This is a genomic window from Lelliottia sp. RD5 (assembly GCF_056032945.1).
Genome location: NZ_JBVYHQ010000002.1, coordinates 51,051 through 69,085, shown reverse-complemented (window position 1 = coordinate 69,085; position 18,035 = coordinate 51,051). Strand labels below are relative to the sequence as shown.

13 protein-coding genes are annotated in these 18,035 nt (G+C 55.4%); 4 read left to right on the top strand and 9 right to left on the bottom strand.

The annotated features are described in order from the left end of the window. The first annotated feature begins 69 nt into the window (after window positions 1–69). Window positions 70–1,089: an NADPH-dependent aldehyde reductase Ahr gene (gene ahr, locus AC0LWE_RS08035; protein ID WP_219347334.1), complete on the top strand. Its 1,020-nt coding sequence runs from the start codon at window positions 70–72 to the stop codon at window positions 1,087–1,089. A 79-nt stretch (window positions 1,090–1,168) separates the two neighbouring features. On the opposite strand, the gene AC0LWE_RS08030 is transcribed toward ahr, so the two are convergent. After that, a complete protein-coding gene (locus AC0LWE_RS08030; protein WP_219347333.1) occupies window positions 1,169–2,815 on the bottom strand; it encodes a glycerone kinase in 1,647 nt (548 codons plus the stop codon). A 137-nt stretch (window positions 2,816–2,952) separates the two neighbouring features. On the opposite strand from AC0LWE_RS08030, the gene AC0LWE_RS08025 reads away from it, so the two are divergent. Next, entirely contained in the window at window positions 2,953–4,455 is a 1,503-nt protein-coding gene (locus AC0LWE_RS08025; protein WP_174342815.1) for a helicase HerA-like C-terminal domain-containing protein, read from the top strand. Here AC0LWE_RS08025 and mnmL read toward each other — a convergent pair. Next, entirely contained in the window at window positions 4,432–5,376 is a 945-nt protein-coding gene (mnmL, locus tag AC0LWE_RS08020) for a tRNA modification radical SAM protein MnmL/YtqA (RefSeq protein WP_216980884.1), read from the bottom strand. The two genes, AC0LWE_RS08025 and mnmL, sit on opposite strands and share 24 nt — an antisense overlap. Before the next feature lie 682 nt (window positions 5,377–6,058). Between mnmL and gltB the strand changes: the two genes are divergently transcribed. Both gltB and AC0LWE_RS08010 read left to right on the top strand, forming a co-directional pair. Next, window positions 6,059–10,519, top strand: coding sequence for a glutamate synthase large subunit (gltB, locus tag AC0LWE_RS08015; protein WP_072241712.1), 4,461 nt, complete (start codon window positions 6,059–6,061; stop codon window positions 10,517–10,519). A gap of 9 nt (window positions 10,520–10,528) precedes the next feature. Further along, a complete protein-coding gene (locus tag AC0LWE_RS08010) occupies window positions 10,529–11,947 on the top strand; it encodes a glutamate synthase small subunit (protein ID WP_059177311.1) in 1,419 nt (472 codons plus the stop codon). 37 nt (window positions 11,948–11,984) lie between these two features. On the opposite strand, the gene nanQ is transcribed toward AC0LWE_RS08010, so the two are convergent. From nanQ to sspA, 7 genes are all read right to left on the bottom strand, one after another. Beyond that, window positions 11,985–12,452 (bottom strand): N-acetylneuraminate anomerase, encoded by a 468-nt coding sequence (gene nanQ, locus AC0LWE_RS08005; RefSeq protein WP_131486422.1) that lies wholly within the window; start codon window positions 12,450–12,452, stop codon window positions 11,985–11,987. Window positions 12,453–12,454: 2 nt separating this feature from the next. Then, window positions 12,455–13,324, bottom strand: coding sequence for an N-acetylmannosamine kinase (nanK, locus tag AC0LWE_RS08000; RefSeq protein ID WP_202668349.1), 870 nt, complete (start codon window positions 13,322–13,324; stop codon window positions 12,455–12,457). Then, window positions 13,321–14,808, bottom strand: coding sequence for an MFS transporter (locus AC0LWE_RS07995; protein WP_059177308.1), 1,488 nt, complete (start codon window positions 14,806–14,808; stop codon window positions 13,321–13,323). Before AC0LWE_RS07995 ends, nanK begins: the two co-directional genes overlap by 4 nt. 65 nt (window positions 14,809–14,873) lie before the next feature. Continuing rightward, a complete protein-coding gene (nanA, locus tag AC0LWE_RS07990; protein ID WP_202668348.1) occupies window positions 14,874–15,767 on the bottom strand; it encodes an N-acetylneuraminate lyase in 894 nt (297 codons plus the stop codon). Between the two features lie 120 nt (window positions 15,768–15,887). Further along, window positions 15,888–16,670, bottom strand: a complete 783-nt coding sequence (nanR, locus tag AC0LWE_RS07985) for a transcriptional regulator NanR (RefSeq protein ID WP_059177306.1) — start codon at window positions 16,668–16,670, stop codon at window positions 15,888–15,890. Between the two features lie 112 nt (window positions 16,671–16,782). After that, the gene (gene sspB / locus AC0LWE_RS07980) at window positions 16,783–17,280 is read right to left on the bottom strand and encodes a ClpXP protease specificity-enhancing factor (protein ID WP_059177305.1); all 498 of its coding nucleotides are present in this window, start codon (window positions 17,278–17,280) and stop codon (window positions 16,783–16,785) included. A gap of 5 nt (window positions 17,281–17,285) precedes the next feature. After that, window positions 17,286–17,924 (bottom strand): stringent starvation protein SspA, encoded by a 639-nt coding sequence (sspA, locus tag AC0LWE_RS07975; protein WP_059177304.1) that lies wholly within the window; start codon window positions 17,922–17,924, stop codon window positions 17,286–17,288. Between the last annotated feature and the right edge of the window lie 111 nt (window positions 17,925–18,035).

Genomic DNA, 18,035 nt, shown 5'->3' with positions numbered 1-18,035 from the left:
CTCTTCTGTTAAGCGGCTGTAAACTGAATGCTCTACACTCTCAGTTCACACCAAAACGGGGGAAAGACGATGTCGAAGATAAAAAGCTACGCCGCACCGCAGGCAGGTGCAGAACTTGAACTGTACGAATATGATGCGGGCGAGCTGAAAGCAGAAGACGTCGAAGTACAGGTTGATTATTGCGGGATCTGCCACTCAGACCTGTCGATGATCGACAACGAATGGGGTTTCTCAAGCTATCCGCTGGTTGCTGGACACGAAGTCATTGGTCGCGTGGTCGCACTCGGGACGGCTGCCCAGGATAAAGGGCTGAAAATCGGTCAGCGTGTCGGTATCGGCTGGTCTGCACGTAGCTGCGGACATTGTGATGCCTGTATTAGCGGCAATCAGATCAACTGCCTGGAAGGCGCTGTCCCGACAATCCTGAACAAAGGCGGTTTCGCCGACAAGCTCCGCGCCGACTGGCAATGGGTTATTCCACTGCCGGACAGCATTGATATCGAATCCGCAGGCCCACTGCTGTGCGGCGGTATCACCGTCTTCAAACCGCTCCTGATGCATCACGTGACTGCCACCAGCCGTGTAGGTGTTATCGGTATTGGCGGTCTGGGCCACATCGCCATCAAGCTGCTGCATGCCATGGGCTGCGAAGTCACCGCGTTCAGCTCTAACCCAGCAAAAGAGCAAGAAGTCCTGGCGATGGGTGCCGATAAAGTGGTTAACAGCCGCGATCCGGAATTGTTAAAAGCGTTGGCCGGTCAGTTTGATCTGATCATCAACACCGTTAACGTCGATCTCGACTGGCAGCCGTACTTTGAAGCGCTGGCCTATGGCGGTAACTTCCATACCGTCGGTGCGGTCCTGAAACCACTGCCGGTGCCTGCGTTCACGCTGATTGGCGGCGACCGTAGCGTGTCGGGTTCTGCGACCGGTACACCTTACGAATTGCGCAAGCTGATGAAATTTGCGGGCCGTACGAAGGTTGCGCCAACGACCGAACTGTATCCGATGTCTAAAATCAATGAAGCTATTCAGCACGTTCGTGACGGCAAAGCCCGTTATCGTGTCGTGTTGAAAGCAGATTTCTGATTTACGTCAATCAGATATACAGTGCGAGCTAATGCCCGCACCCAACCCTCTCCCGCGGGAGAGGGTACACTCACACGTGCTAACGTTTAGCTTTGGCCACTGCCGCAAACACCTCTGCAACCGCGACGGCCCCGGGATCCGTTACGCCCTCCAGATTCTCTTTATTTACATACGACGAACGCCCGGCTCCGGCTTTTTGCATGCCAGCCGTGTCCTCAGCCCCCTTTTTCGCGGCCTGGGCAGCGGCCTGAATATCGCCGTTTTGCAGCGCTTCTAACGCAGGTTGTAGCGCGTCGATCAAGGTACGATCGCCAAGATCCGCACCGCCGTATTGCTTCATTTGCGCAAGCCCGCTCAGCAATGCCTCCGGCAGTGATTCTCCGTCATGCATTTTCTGCCCGGCCGCTGTAAAGAAGATCGACATCAGAACGCCACTCGATCCGCCCATGACCGTCGCCAGCCGTTCGCCAATCAGCAGCAGCAGCTGAGACACATCGTTCAGCGGAAGCTGTTTTTGCTCCAGAAGCTGCGCAATTTCCCGCGCCCCTAGCGCAAACGTTGATCCGGTATCGCCGTCACCCACTTTGGCGTCCAGCGCATTCAAACGGTTCTCCAGCGCAAGCAACGTTTGCGTCGCTGCCGCTACTATCGCTGCGACCTCGGCATTCCCGGAAGGCGTAAATTCAACACGATCCTGAATCGCAGTATGTGAAAGCGTGCGTAATGGCGCGAACGCTACCGGCTTTTGCCAGCCGATAGTTTCGACGGGGGCGTTTATAGCGTTCTCAAAGGCGTCATTAAGCTGCAACAGTGACAGCGAAAAGCCTTTCATATCCAGCGAACTCACCAGCGGCGCAGGACCAATCAGATACGCAATATTGTCCTTCAGCGCAGAATCCGCCAGTTCTTTTGTGAGCAGCGCCATCTCCAGCGCCGATACACCGCCAAGATTATTAATCAGCACCGCAAATTTGCCCTCGCCGGCCTTCTCTTTTAGCGGCTTCACCAGGGTGTCGATAATCTCTTTGCTGTTGTGCGTATCAACGACCGACGCCCCCGGCTCGCCGTGAATACCCAACCCAAGTTCGACATGCCCTTCCTTGATACGCCCCTCTTCATCGTCGCTGCCCGGCAGATTACAGGTTTGCATCGCCACGCCCAGGCTCCAGATATTCTCACAGGCCTGCTGCGCACTATCCCGTACCTCAGCCAGTGATTTCCCCTGTTCGGCGGCATATCCGGCAATTTTGTGCACCAGCGCCGTACCCGCAATGCCACGCGGCTGCTTGTTGTCCGGCAGTGCGATATCATCGGCAACAATCACCATCTCAACCTTCAGCCCATAGCGTTTGGCCTTTTCTGCCGCGAGGCCAAAGTTAAGCCGATCGCCGGTATAGTTTTTGACGATTAACAAGCAACCGTGATCGCCCGTTACCGCCACAATTGCGTTTAACACCGCATCCACGCTCGGTGAGGCAAACAGATCGCCACACACGGCAGCGGTCAACATCCCTTTGCCGACAAATCCGGCATGAGCGGGTTCGTGGCCCGATCCACCACCAGAAATCACCGCTACGCGGCTTTTATCCCAGTCGCCACGCGCAACCACACGGATGGCAGGATCGATATCGAGTTTGACGAGATTCGCGTGCGGTGCGGAAATCAGTATGCCTTCAATGGCGTCGTTGACCAGCTGTTTGCGATCGTTAAAAAAGAATCTGGACATAGCTTCCCAAAATTTTGTGAACCGTATGCAAAAGCATAGCCTGCACTGGATAATGCGCCGCAAAGTCAGGAATTTACTGAGTCATTTTGCCGCCAGGTTGCCTATACTCCACGCAGGACAAAGAGAGGACGCGCACCATGAGTACACCACTGCTGATTGCCCGAACGCTGGAGAAAGAGCTTTTCCTGCTGCCCGGTATGGCGAACCGCCACGGGTTAATTACCGGTGCAACGGGGACGGGAAAAACCGTCACGCTGCAAAAGTTGGCGGAGTCTTTTTCTGAAATTGGCGTCCCGGTGTTTATGGCCGACGTGAAAGGCGACTTGACCGGCATCGCGCAGGAAGGCACCGCGTCTGAAAAACTGCTCGATCGCCTGAAAAATATCGGAGTGACCGACTGGCAACCGCAAGGTAATCCGGTGGTGGTGTGGGATATTTTCGGTGAGAAAGGCCATCCGGTGCGCGCGACCGTATCCGACGTCGGCCCTTTACTGCTGGCGCGGCTCCTCAATCTGAACGATGTGCAATCCGGCGTGCTGAATATCATCTTTCGCATCGCGGACGATCAGGGCTTGCTGCTGCTCGATTTCAAAGATCTCCGCGCGATAACGCAGTATATCGGGGATAACGCAAAATCCTTCCAGAATCAGTACGGCAATATTAGCAGCGCCTCGGTGGGCGCAATTCAGCGTGGGCTTCTGACTCTTGAACAACAGGGCGCCGAACATTTCTTTGGCGAACCGATGCTGGATATCAAAGACTGGATGCGCACCGACAGCAACGGCAAGGGCATCATTAATATTCTGAGCGCCGAAAAGCTCTACCAGATGCCTAAACTGTATGCCGCTAGCCTGCTGTGGATGCTCTCAGAACTTTATGAACAGCTGCCGGAAGCGGGCGATCTCGACAAACCCAAGCTGGTGTTTTTCTTTGACGAAGCGCATCTGCTGTTTAGCGATGCTCCACAGGTCCTGCTGGATAAAATCGAACAGGTGATCCGCCTGATTCGCTCTAAAGGCGTCGGGGTGTATTTCGTCTCGCAAAACCCTTCTGATATTCCTGACAACGTTCTGGGGCAGTTGGGCAACCGCGTGCAGCACGCACTCCGCGCCTTCACACCGAAGGATCAGAAAGCCGTAAAAGCCGCCGCACAAACGATGCGCACCAACCCGGCATTTGATACCGAGCAAGCCATTCAGGCGCTCGGGACGGGTGAGGCGCTGATTTCTTTCCTGGATGCGAAAGGCAGCCCGTCCATCGTCGAGCGTGCAATGGTCATCGCGCCTTTCTCCCGCATGGGACCCGTGACGGAGGATGAGCGAAACGGGCTGATAAATCATTCGCCGGTGTACGGAAAATACGAGGACGAGGTCGACAGAGAATCCGCGTTCGAAATGCTGCAAAAAGGCGTTCAGGCCAATACTGAGCAGCAAAATACGCCCGTAGCAAAAGGTGAGTCGGTTGCGGTGGATGACGGAATACTCGGCGGGCTGAAAGATATTCTCTTCGGCAGTACCGGGCCACGCGGCGGTAAGCGCGATGGCGTCGTTCAGACCATGGCGAAAAGCGCAGCGCGTCAGGTGACAAATCAGATTGTCCGCGGGATGCTGGGTAGCCTACTCGGCGGCCGACGACGTTAGCGGGGAAACCCAGGGTCTACCCATCGCAGAACCCTGTACACCGTGCGCGTTCAGGTAGCGGTCGAGCTCAACCATCCCTGTCCAGCGGTTCTCACACCAAAGCGGCGCGAGCAGTTCCGGGCGACGGGCGCTGGCGGAAATGCGGTGATAAATCACGTCTGGCGGCGTGTGACGAATCATCTCACCCGCTGTAACGGTGTACTCATCCAGCTCAATACCGTTTAATCGCCCCGCTTCCCAGGACTTCGCCATAATGCTGCCTTTGACGATATGCAGCGGATGGAGTTTGATGCCATCAACGCCAGTCTCAACCACCTTTTCCAGCGTCTCCAGGCCATGTTGCTGCCCCTCTCCCGGTAGACCGACAATCAGGTGCGAACATACTTTTAGCCCGCGCTCGCGGGCAAGTCGCGTAGTGTGTTGGTAGCAGGCAAAATCGTGTCCACGATTAATGCGGTGCAGGGTTTTGTCATGTGCGGTTTGTAGTCCCAGCTCCAGCCAAATTTCGTAACCCAAATCTTTATATTCGCTGAGCAGATCAAGCACGGCTTCTGGCACGCAGTCCGGACGCGTTCCGACGCATAACCCGACAATATTAGCCTGACTGACGGCCTGCTGATACATTGAGCGCAACACTTGTACTTCAGCCCAGGTGCTGGTGTACGCCTGGAAATAGGCCAGATACTGCTTTGCACGGTTGACGAGACGGGCCTGATGGGCGAGCTGCACTGCAATAGAGTGCTGCTGCTGCGTTTCGTCAGCAAACGAGGCCACATTACAGAAAGTACAGCCGCCACGCCCAATGGTGCCATCGCGATTGGGGCAGCTAAAGCCCCCGTGTAGCGTGAGCTTATGAACCTTTTCACCGTAGCGACGCAAAAGATCCCCACCAAACATATTGACTAATTTCTGTAACTGCATAATCTGATAGACCGCCCCGAACAAAGGGGGTAAGCCTGCCATTTTTAGCTTCAGTCGGCGATGACCTGGATCAATCGCTCTGGACCGCTATTATTCATTTGAATAAAAAACCACTATTACTGCAATTTCATTCATCATTCTGGCAATTACTTTTGCTTATGCTCAGGCCCTTTTTTTCACTTATACCGTCAGAGCTGAAAAACAGTGTGATTATGCGGGTTGTTCAACAGTGCCAGTGTAATATCCTGCAATTATTCTGGTATTCAGCATGCTGCATTGATAATACCGCTTTCAGATAGTGAGTCAGATCACACTCTTTTATTGCCTCCTCTGCGTTAAGTTCGTCAAAAATACTAAAAATAACCTTTTAAATCAAAAAGATAACACCTCTTTAGCACACTTTTGTATAAATAAGATTGCCATTTGACCTGTGTATCAATTCCCGATAAGTTGGAAATCCGCTGGAAGCTTTCTGGATGAGCAGCCTGCTCATCATATTTATGCAGTAATTGAGATTCCCTCTGAAGCAAGTCCTCAAACTTGTTTGACCTGTGCGAAAAGGATATTAAGAGGGCGAATGCGAGGTACGCGTATGACACGCAAACCCCGTCGCCGCGCTCTTTCTGTGCCTGTGCGCCACGTCCAGATGGGAAGCCCGAAGAGCCTGGGGAGGTTCACTGATATGTTGTACGATAAATCCCTTGAGAAGGATAACTGTGGTTTCGGCCTGATCGCCCACATAGAAGGCGAACCTAGCCACAAGGTAGTGCGTACCGCTATACACGCACTGGCCCGCATGCAGCACCGTGGCGCGATCCTCGCTGATGGTAAAACCGGCGACGGTTGCGGTCTGCTGCTGCAAAAACCGGATCGTTTCTTCCGCATTGTTGCGCAAGAGCGCGGCTGGCGTTTAGCCAAAAACTACGCTGTCGGCATGCTGTTCCTGAATCAGGATCCTGAAAAAGCTGCCGCATCACGCCGCATCGTCGAAGAAGAACTTCAACGCGAAACCCTGTCGATTGTCGGCTGGCGCAATGTGCCAACCAACGAAGGAGTACTCGGTGAAATCGCCCTCTCCTCGCTGCCTCGTATTGAACAAATTTTTGTGAATGCGCCTGCGGGCTGGCGTCCGCGTGATATGGAACGCCGCCTGTTCATTGCCCGCCGTCGCATTGAAAAACGTTTGCTGGATGATAAAGAGTTCTACGTGTGTAGCCTCTCAAATCTGGTGAACATCTATAAAGGTCTGTGTATGCCGACGGACCTGCCGCGCTTTTATCTGGACCTCGCGGACCTGCGTCTGGAATCGGCCATTTGCCTGTTCCACCAGCGCTTCTCCACGAACACCGTTCCGCGCTGGCCGCTGGCTCAGCCTTTCCGCTACCTGGCACACAACGGTGAGATCAATACCATCACCGGTAACCGCCAGTGGGCGCGTGCACGTACTTATAAATTCCAGACCCCATTGATCCCCGATCTTCACGATGCCGCACCGTTCGTGAATGAAACCGGCTCGGATTCCAGCTCCATGGATAACATGCTGGAACTGCTGCTGGCAGGCGGGATGGATATCGTGCGTGCGATGCGTCTGCTTGTTCCGCCAGCCTGGCAGAGCAACCCGAATATGGATCCTGAGCTGCGCGCGTTCTTTGACTTTAACTCCATGCACATGGAGCCGTGGGACGGCCCGGCGGGCATCGTGATGTCCGATGGACGTTATGCAGCCTGTAACCTGGACCGTAACGGTCTGCGTCCGGCGCGCTACGTCATCACCAAAGATAAGCTGATCACCTGCGCATCTGAGGTGGGCATCTGGGATTACCAGCCTGACGAAGTGGTCGAAAAAGGCCGCGTCGGTCCGGGTGAGTTGATGGTTATCGACACCCGCAGTGGACGCATTCTGCACTCGGCAGAAACGGATGACGATCTGAAAAGCCGTCACCCGTACAAAGAGTGGATGGAGAAAAACGTCCGCCGTCTGGTGCCGTTCGAAGATCTGCAGGATGAAGAAGTGGGCAGTCGTGAACTGGATGACGACACGCTTGCCAGCTTCCAGAAACAGTTTAACTACAACGCCGAAGAGCTGGATTCTATTATCCGCGTGCTCGGTGAGAATGGCCAGGAAGCCGTCGGTTCAATGGGTGACGATACCCCGTTTGCCGTGCTTTCCAGCCAGCCACGCATCATTTACGACTACTTCCGTCAGCAGTTTGCGCAGGTAACCAACCCGCCAATCGATCCGCTGCGTGAAGCGCATGTGATGTCGTTGGCGACCAGCATCGGTCGCGAAATGAACGTCTTCTGTGAAGCCGAAGGCCAGGCGCACCGCCTGAGCTTTAAATCGCCGATCCTGCTGTACTCCGATTTCAAACAGCTCACCACCATGACAGAGGAGCATTACCGCGCCGACACGCTCGATATTACGTTCGACGTGACCGAAGCGAGCCTCGAAGAAACGGTGAAAGCCTTGTGTGATAAAGCAGAACAAATGGTGCGTGATGGCACCGTTCTGCTGGTGCTGTCAGACCGTAACATCGCTAAGAACCGCCTGCCGGTTCCTGCACCGATGGCGGTGGGCGCGATCCAGACCCGTCTGGTGGATAAGAGCCTGCGCTGCGACGCCAACATCATCGTTGAAACCGCCAGCGCGCGCGACCCGCACCACTTCGCCGTGCTGCTGGGCTTCGGCGCTACCGCCATCTATCCATACCTCGCCTACGAAACGCTGGCGAAACTGGTTGATGGGCGCGTCATCGAAAAAAATTACCGCACCGTGATGCTGAACTACCGTAATGGCATCAACAAAGGCCTGTACAAAATCATGTCCAAGATGGGCATCTCGACTATCGCCTCTTACCGTTGCTCCAAGCTGTTCGAAGCGGTCGGTCTGCACGATGACGTCGCCGATCTCTGTTTCCAGGGTGTGATCAGCCGTATCGGCGGGGCTGGATTCTCTGACTTCCAGCAGGACTTGCTGAACCTGTCGAAACGGGCCTGGCTGGCGCGTAAACCGCTGGATCAGGGTGGATTCCTGAAATACGTTCACGGTGGCGAATATCACGCCTACAACCCGGACGTGGTCCGCACGCTGCAACAGGCGGTTCAGAGCGGTGAATACAGCGATTATCAGCAGTATTCGAAGCTGGTGAACGAACGTCCGGCGGCGACCCTGCGCGATTTGCTGGCAGTCACGCCGGACGGCAAAACGGTCAATATTGATGACGTGGAACCCGCGAGCGAGCTGTACAAACGCTTTGATACTGCGGCCATGTCCATCGGCGCACTGAGCCCAGAGGCGCACGAAGCGCTGGCTGAAGCGATGAACAGCATCGGCGGCAACTCGAACTCCGGCGAAGGCGGCGAAGATCCTGCGCGCTACGGCACCAATAAAGTGTCGCGCATCAAGCAGGTGGCTTCTGGTCGCTTCGGCGTCACACCTGCGTATCTGGTTAACGCCGATGTGATTCAGATTAAAGTCGCTCAGGGTGCAAAACCGGGCGAAGGCGGTCAGTTGCCGGGTGATAAAGTGACGCCGTACATCGCCAAACTGCGCTACTCAGTGCCGGGCGTGACGCTGATCTCCCCGCCGCCGCATCACGATATCTACTCTATCGAAGATTTGGCGCAGCTGATTTTCGACCTGAAACAGGTCAACCCGAAAGCGCTGATCTCCGTGAAGCTGGTTTCTGAACCGGGCGTGGGCACCATTGCGACCGGCGTGGCAAAAGCCTACGCGGATCTGATTACCATCGCGGGCTACGACGGCGGTACGGGTGCAAGCCCACTTTCCTCCGTGAAATATGCGGGTTGTCCGTGGGAGCTGGGCCTGGTTGAAACGCAACAGGCACTGGTGGCCAACGGTCTGCGCCACAAGATCCGCCTGCAGGTTGACGGCGGTCTGAAAACCGGTCTCGACATCATTAAAGCCGCTATTCTGGGGGCTGAAAGCTTCGGCTTTGGTACGGGCCCAATGGTTGCGCTCGGCTGTAAATACCTGCGTATTTGTCACCTGAACAACTGTGCAACGGGCGTGGCAACTCAGGACGAAAAACTGCGTAAAAACCATTACCACGGTTTGCCGTTCAAAGTGACCAACTACTTTGAATTCATCGCCCGCGAAACCCGCGAGCTGATGGCGCAACTGGGCGTGACGCGTCTGGTAGATCTGATTGGCCGTACCGACCTGCTGAAAGAGCTGGAAGGTTTCACCGCCAAACAGCAGAAGCTGGAGCTGTCTAAGCTACTGGAAACTGCACAGCCGCATCCTGGCAAAGCCGTTTACTGGACCGAGACCAACCCGCCGTTTGATAACGGCGTGCTCAACGCCCAACTGTTGCAGCAGGCGAAACCGTTTGTTGATGACAAACAGAGCAAAACGTTCTGGTTTGATATTCGCAACACTGACCGTTCTGTTGGCGCGACGCTTTCTGGTTATATCGCGCAAACCCATGGCGATCAGGGCTTAGCTGCCGATCCGATTATCGCGCACTTCAGCGGTACTGCAGGTCAGAGCTTTGGCGTCTGGAATGCGGGCGGCGTTGAGCTGTATCTGACTGGCGATGCCAACGACTACGTCGGGAAAGGCATGGCAGGTGGATTGCTGGCGGTGCGTCCTCCGGTCGGTTCTGCGTTCCGCAGTCATGAAGCCAGCATTATCGGCAATACCTGTCTGTACGGTGCCACCGGTGGTCGTCTGTTTGCCGCAGGTCGCGCAGGTGAACGTTTCGCGGTGCGTAACTCGGGCGCCATCACGGTGGTTGAAGGCATCGGCGATAACGGCTGTGAATACATGACCGGCGGGATTGTCTGCGTATTGGGCAAAACCGGCGTGAACTTCGGCGCGGGCATGACGGGCGGTTTCGCCTACGTCCTGGATGAAGACGGTGAGTTCCGCAAACGCGTGAACCCAGAGCTGGTGGAAGTGCTGGACGTTGAAACACTGGCCATCCATGAAGAACATCTGCGCGGTTTGATTACCGAACACGTGCAGCATACCGGTTCTTCGCGCGGCGAAGAGATCCTGGCAAACTGGCCAGCATTCTCAGCGAAATTCGCGCTGGTCAAACCGAAGTCCAGCGATGTTAAAGCACTGTTGGGTCACCGTAGTCGTAGCGCAGCAGAGCTGCGTGTGCAGGCGCAGTAAGGGGTAGCAATGAGTCAGAACGTATACCAGTTTATCGATCTGCAGCGCGTTGATCCGCCGAAGAAACCGCTGAAGATCCGCAAAATTGAATTTGTAGAAATTTATGAGCCGTTTTCAGAAGGCCAGGCCAAGGCACAGGCAGATCGCTGCCTGTCCTGCGGCAACCCTTACTGTGAATGGAAATGCCCGGTACACAACTACATCCCGAACTGGCTGAAACTGGCTAATGAAGGGCGTATTTTCGAAGCCGCTGAGCTGTCTCACCAGACCAACACCCTGCCGGAAGTGTGTGGCCGCGTGTGCCCACAGGACCGTCTGTGCGAAGGTTCTTGTACGCTGAACGACGAGTTTGGCGCGGTGACTATCGGTAACATCGAGCGCTATATCAACGATAAAGCGTTCGAGATGGGCTGGCGTCCGGACATGACCGGCGTGCGTCAGACCGACAAACGCGTCGCCATTATCGGCGCGGGTCCGGCTGGCCTGGCCTGTGCTGACGTGCTGACCCGCAACGGCGTCAAAGCTGTCGTGTTTGACCGTCACCCGGAAATCGGCGGCCTGCTGACCTTCGGTATTCCAGCCTTCAAGCTGGAAAAAGAGGTGATGACGCGTCGTCGTGAAATCTTCACCGACATGGGTATTGAGTTCAAACTGAACGTCGAAGTGGGCCGTGATATCCAGATCGACGATCTGCTGAAGGATTACGATGCCGTATTCCTCGGCGTCGGGACCTATCAGTCGATGCGCGGCGGTCTGGAAAACGAAGACGCTCCGGGCGTGTTTGACGCCCTGCCGTTCCTGATTGCCAACACCAAGCAGATGATGGGCTTCGGTGAAACCACCGCTGAGCCGTACGTCAGCATGGAAGGTAAACGCGTTGTCGTCCTTGGCGGCGGTGATACCGCGATGGACTGCGTGCGCACCTCTATTCGCCAGGATGCCACGCACGTGATTTGTGCTTATCGTCGTGACGAAGAGAACATGCCAGGTTCTAAACGCGAAGTGAAAAACGCGCGTGAAGAGGGCGTGGAGTTCCAGTTCAACGTCCAGCCACTGGGCGTGGAAGTGAATGCGAACGGCAAAGTGAGCGGCGTGAAAATGGCGCGTACTGAAATGGGTCAGCCAGACGCGCAAGGTCGTCGTCGCGCGGAAATCGTGGCGGGTTCAGAGCATGTGGTTCCGGCTGATGCGGTGGTGATGGCGTTTGGTTTCCGTCCTCACAGCATGGAGTGGCTGGCGAAACACAGCGTTGAGCTGGACTCGCAGGGCCGCGTGATTGCCCCGGAAGGTAACGAAAATGCCTTCCAGACCAGCAACCCGAAAATCTTCGCCGGTGGCGATATCGTTCGCGGTTCAGATCTGGTGGTGACAGCAATTGCCGAAGGTCGTAAAGCGGCCGAAGGGATCATGAACTACCTGGAAGTGTAAAAACAAAAGCCGGATGGGGTTAACCATCCGGCTTTTTTTATGCGCTCAGTAAACTGGCACGCACTTTAATCACCACTTTCTTTATCTCTTCAGATTCCGTCACCACGCAGCCGGGTTTATGCGGCTCACCGGGCATAAATATCGCGTACATCCCCGGCTTCATATCGATCTGCTGCATACCATGAATCAGGCTACACAGCTGATAATCGTCCTCTGCGTGTTGCTCCTCGCACTGCCGCGCCGAACCTGACACGCCGTACTGAATCCGCTCTTCACCTGCCAACAAAAGCTGGATGTCGATGTAACACGCGTGTAATTCTGCTTTCTTCTGTTCCGGTAACTGCGTGGCAAATTCCATTACGTTCATGAAGATATCGTCGCCCTGTAATGCGTAGCGACCCGGCGGTTTATCCTGCGGCCAGGCCGCAACGCCCAGCATCAACGCGTCTTGCAAGACCGGGTGAATTCCCGATAAAGACAGCGCTCTCACCTCACCCATCATCATGATTAACCTCCTCGACCCAGTAATGTCGCACCCAATAAACCGGCATCGTGCCGGTAATGTGCCGGGCGCACGGCAACGCGATAGACCGGCGGGAGCTGCGCTAACGACTCAACGACCTGAGGTAAATACCCTTCGGCCAGCCCGATACTGCCACCCACAACGACCGTCAGGCAGTCGGTGACGGCTTTGACGTCGGCAATCAGTCGCGCCAGCGTCAGTGCGGAACGCGCGATGATATCGCGGGCTTGCTGATGGCCCTGCGCCGCATGGCTGAATATCGCTTTGGCATCCAGACCAGCCAGATCGCCCTGCGCCATCGCCGCAATTCCCCGGCCAGAGGCGATGGCCTCCACGCACCCCGTCCGCCCGCAACCACATATCGGCCCCTGCGGATCGGCAAGCGTGTGGCCCAGATGCCCGGCCAAACCGCCCGATCCCGTTTGCAATAACCCGTTCAGCACCATGCCCCCGCCGACGCCGGTTGAGACGGTAATAAAAACCATCTCTCTACAGTCAATCTCTAGCGCGTGGTATTCCGCCCATGCCGCAGCCTGCGCATCGTTTACCGCCATGGCAGGCAGACCGGTGATGTTTTCCAGCGTCTGTACCAGCGGGAAATGAAGCAGCCCGCCAAGATTAAGGGGGTTAATCGCCAGCAAAATACCTTCGCGAATAATGCCCGTCGAGGCGATGGCGACGTGCGTTGCCTGTTTCATCAGCGGGGTCACCAGCTCCGTTAACGCAGCGACTAGCGCATCGGGCGTTTTGCTGGCGGGCGTGGGCATTTCGCGTCGCTCACGAATCTGCAATGCGTCGTCGATCAGCGCGGCAGCGAGTTTGGTCCCGCCGATATCGATAGCCAGCGTCGTCATTTCACCGCCTCACGTTCGCTTTTGATGCTGCCTAAAGGAACGGCTCCGCTGAACGGTTTACCGTCAATCGCATCATGGGTGCGAAGTGCCTCAGGGCGGATCCAGCGCTGCACGCGAGACGGCATATCCAGGCCAATCAGCAGGATGACAACAAACGTTAAGCCGAACGAGAGCGAACCGAGCGCGGTGCCCAGCTCCAGACGTTGCGCCAGTAGCGCACCAATCACCGGCGCAATCGCCCCACCCAACGCGCCAACGTTATAGGTAAAGCCCAACCCCGCTGCACGCTGATCGGTATCGAAATAGCCACCGATCAGCTTCGGCAGAATGCCGGAAATACCCTGCCCGAGCATCTGCTGGAAGAAGAGCAGAAAACCAAGTACCCAAATATTGGAACCGCCAATGGCGAAGACCGGAATGATAAGGAGCTGCGAGGCCAGCAGGCTGCAAACGTATGCTTTGCGCGTCCCCAGCCAGTCGCCCAGGAAACCACCAACACAGCAGCCAACCGCTGCACCAAATCCGCTGAAGAACAGCACACGCGCCACCATCGCCGGATCGTAAGCCAGATCCGTTTTCAGATAGGTCGGCAGCAGCGCCTGAATCGGCCATGAATAGAGGAACGCAAACAGCACGACCACCATCAGCGTCACGCCCGTCGGCCAGCGCTTACCGCTGCTTTGCACCATAAAGCTGATAAACACAAAGGCGCACAGCAGGCCGAGGATCATCACCAGACCAGCATTGTTTAGCTCTCCGGCAAAACAGAACCACAGCGCCGTGCCCGCGAAGAGCGTCATGACAATATTTATCACCCGATGTTTGCCACGATAGAGAATATCCACCATCGTGCGCACGGGCGCTTTGCCTTCGTGCTTCGCTTTCCAGTCTTCCGCTTCCGGAATATTTTTACGCAACCACAGGGCAAAAATGATCGGCAGAATGCCGATAAAGAACAGCGCGCGCCAGCCCCAGACGGGTACGACGAGACTGTAGATCTGCGCCGCGATAACGGCCCCCACAGAGAAACCGGAGATCAAAAAGCCGCTGGCTTTGTTACGCAGATGCTTGGGCCAACTTTCGATCACGTAGGTGGCGCTCGAGCCATATTCGCCTGCCATTCCCATGCCGATCACCATGCGGGCAATAAACATCGTGATGTAGCCTGGCGCAAAACCGCATGCCAGCGTCCCACAGGAAAACAGCACGATACTGGTGATCATCGCCAGTTTTCGCCCGTAGCGATCGCCCATAGCGCCAAGCAACAAGCCGCCAAACCATCGGGAGATAAAGGCGGCGGATATCAGGCTGGCCGCCTCGACCGTTGTGAGTCCGAACTCCGTTTTAACTTCCGTTAACACCAGCGCTATCAATACAAAATCGAAACCATCCAGCAGATATCCCAACCACGCGGCGGAGAAGGCGCGCCACTGGGGGCGGCTGAGATGGCGGTACCACGGGATGCTTTGGGTAGGAATACGCATTTAACTCTCCCGACGCTCTGTTTTTGTCTGTTTAGCCCGGTGGCAATGCGCCGCCGGGCAACGCACTACGCCTTCTCAACCATCAATTGTTTCGCCAGCGCTTTTAGCTCAGGCAAATAGTGTTCAGCCACCGGTGCAAAGGGTTTGCGACATAGCGGGACGGAGACCACATCCATGTAATGCAGAACCGTTTTCAGGCCCCGGAATACGCCGGTTTTTATCAGCAGATCGATAACTTTATTGCACTCACTTTGCAGGTGCTGGGCCGTCGCGTTGTCACCCTCGCGGACAGCTTTGGCGATGGCCTGGTAGCGCCAGCCCATAATGTTGTACGTGCTGCCGATACCGCCATCAGCGCCTGCCAGCAAACCTGAAGCGAAGAGCTCGTCATAGCCGTTATAGAGCACCAGATCCGGATGCGCGCGGCGGATCTGTTCCATCTGAAAGAGATCGCCCGACGTTTGCTTCAGCGCGCCAACGCCCGGCAGCGTCACCAGGGTGTTGATCTGATCAAGCGTCAGCTTTACGCCGCTCAGCGCCGGAATGTTGTACACCACCATCGGCAAACCATTCGAAGAATCAATAATTGCACGGTAGTGGTCGCAATGTTCTTCAAAGCTGAAGGGATAGTAAAACGGTGTGACAGCTGACACAGCGTCAAACCCAAAACGGCTGGCAGACGCCGCTAACTGCTGGCTTTCCGCCGTGCTTACGCAGCCGACATGCGCGATTAACGTGATTTTGCCTTTCGCCTCTTCCGCCACGATTTCGAGAACCTGTTCGCGCTCAGAAAGGCTTTGTACAAAGGCTTCGCCGGTTGAACCGCCGACGTACAGACCGTCGATCCCCTGCTGAATATTGAACTGCACCAGACGACGTAAGCTCTCTTTATCGAGTGCCTGCTGATTGTTGAATGGAGTCAGGAGTGCGGCCATCACGCCACGTAATTGCTTTGCCATAGATACCTCAGTGTGTTTTGGTCTACTTAATTGATATACCTTTATACCTGTTATACCAGAACAAATAAGCAGCACTGCATACAGAACGCTTATAATGCGATCTGCTTCACTAAAGGATCGTTATTTCTTCTTTTTGGATCCCTGGCCGAAGGCGTGCCAGGTGGCGGAAACACTGTTGAGATGGGACTGAAGCGCCCGATCGGCTTCATCGGGATCGTGTCGGCGGATCGCATCGACAATCGCAATATGCTGGCGATAGCTGACGTTATTGTGCTCGTAGAGTTCGGCGTCGGAGACTTTTGGACGGGCCGCGATCAGCCAATCCAGCAGCGCTACGTGGATCGCCATAAAGATGGGATTACCGGGGATCTCCGCCAGCACGCGGTGAAAATCGACATCGGAGCGGATGAATAGCGCATTGTCACTGAGTGACTGACTGTTGATTTCGAGCGCCTTTGACAAGCTTTCAACCTGCTCATCCGTGGCGTATTCCGCCGCATAGCGCACCAGGCTGGATTCAAAAAACAGCCGTAGCTGCTCGAAGTGGGTAATCCCGCCGGGTTGCGTGAGGAAATCTTTCGCCATGCCGGAGAGTTCACCGATGATGGTGTCGGCAGAAGGCATGGAAACGCGCGCGCGCTCACCATTGTTAATCTGCACCAGCCCTTTGCGTTTTAACGCGGCCAGCGCTTCACGCACGGATGGACGCCCAACGTTGAAGAACTCCATCAGTTCACGCTCTGACGGGAGTTGTTCTCCCTGCGCAAACTCCTGCCGGCGAATCATTTGCTCCAGTTCTTCTTCAACCATTTCGGAGAGTTTTTTACGCGCCAGCGGACGACGACGCAAACTGCGACCCACGGTTTCGGTTGAATTTTCCGCTTGAAGATCAGTTGGTTTCATAAAAACTCGGGTCAGGAGAGTGACAATCAGTGACAACGATTTATCATATCATAGGATTTTTAGCGTAGCGAAAATCCCTGGATAGCAAAACAGGCCCAAGGGGCCTGTTTGATTATTTCACAACACGTAACGCTGGGCGACCACCGCGCGGCGGCGGATCGTCATCCGGATCGTTGTCATTGTCATGATCGGGCTTATCGCCATCGATAACGGACATGACCGTTTCGCTTTCGCTACCGGTAGAGCCGTCTTCATCGTTGAGGCGGGCGACGTCTTCATCATAAGCCGCTTCCGGCTCAAACATCGTACCCGCGCCGTTTTCACGCGCATAGACCGCCAGTACGGCTGCCAGTGGCACAGAAACCTGACGCGGTACACCGCCGAAGCGGGCGTTGAAGCTCACTTCGTCGTTGGACAGCTCAAGATTACCGACCGCACGCGGAGCAATATTCAACACGATTTGCCCGTCGCGCGCGTATTCCATCGGAACTTGCACACCCGGCAACGTCACATCCACCACCAGGTGCGGCGTCAGCTGGTTGTCCAGCAGCCATTCATAGAAGGCGCGCAGCAGATACGGACGGCGTGGAGACAGCTGTGACATTTCCACAATCGTTAACCTCGGCCAAGACGCATTTCGCGTTCCGGCTCTGTCAGGGAGGCGAGGAAAGAATCACGCTCAAACACGCGAGTCATATAGCCTTTCAGCTCTTTCGCACCCGGACCGCTAAATTCTACGCCCAGAGACTGCAGGCGCCATAACAGCGGAGCCAGATAGCAATCGACCAGACTGAACTCATCGCTCAGGAAGAATGGTTTTTGACCAAACACCGGGGCGATCGCCAGCAATTCTTCACGCAGTTGCTTACGAGCAGCATCTGCTTCAGAAGAGGAACCGTTGGCGATAACGTTCATCAGCGTGTACCAGTCTTTCTCGATACGCTGCATATACAGGCGGCTTTCGCCACGCGCAACCGGGTAAACCGGCATCAGCGGCGGATGAGGGAAACGCTCATCCAGATATTCCATAATGATGCGGGATTCCCACAGGGTCAACTCGCGATCCACAAGCGTTGGTACGCTCTGGTTCGGGTTGAGATCGATCAGATCCTGAGGCGGGTTATCCTTTTCCACATGCTCGATCTCAAAACTGACACCCTTCTCGGCCAGCACGATACGAACCTGATGGCTATAAATGTCAGTAGGACCAGAAAACAGCGTCATTACCGAACGTTTGTTGGCAGCGACAGCCATGAAAACCTCCAGGTATATTCAGAATAGTACTGCTACTAGCCACGATGGCTAGCCAGATGATTTGTCACCCATCCCAGAGAACAACCGATTTGTGCATAAATTGAACAAAAA